This is a genomic window from Parasutterella muris (assembly GCF_009767915.1).
GTDB lineage: Bacteria > Pseudomonadota > Gammaproteobacteria > Burkholderiales > Burkholderiaceae_F > Parasutterella > Parasutterella muris.
The window spans coordinates 1-527 of record NZ_WSRP01000116.1; the positions used below are offsets into that span (position 1 = coordinate 1).

1 protein-coding gene is annotated in these 527 nt (G+C 50.1%); it reads right to left on the reverse strand.

Translation table 11 applies throughout. From position 1 onward, the window contains the following. The coding region (locus E5987_RS12815) for a baseplate J/gp47 family protein (RefSeq protein WP_160336450.1) at window positions 1-527 on the reverse strand (527 nt) is incomplete at both ends.

The following is a 527-nucleotide window of genomic DNA, read 5'->3' on the forward strand; positions in this document are numbered from 1 at the left end:
AGCATCGCCTTATCCGGAATAATCTCATCCATACCGTCACAGACGAATCTAACCGTGACAGTGCCTTCTCCTTCCTCCTTCGGAAACGCCCAAGCTCTGGTTACTCCGGGTACCTCTAAGGCCCACTGGACATAATCCGATTCCGTCCCTCCGTGCGGAGTTTCTCTAACTCTGGAAAGAAGCCTTGCCCTCAGACTCTCGTCCGCTTCAGCCTCACTTCCTCCGCCAAGCTTAATAATTGTGACCTCGCTGTAGACACCGCTAATAGGCGAAACTAAGGTCAAAACATCGTCCTCCAGCTGATTGCCGGATATACCTTCATTTAACGCTTCTACAGATGTGCTTCCATTGGAGGCTGTCGGCCCTGTGGTCTTGTACTGGATGCCGTCATCGGACTGAAGTATGGTACCTTCAGGTATATTGACAAGGTCCGCGGAAAAACGAAAGATAACCTCGCCGGAAGCTTTTGTCGCCTTCTTTCTGGTCAATCCATAAATAGAAGCCCAGCGATCCAAATAATCACTCTC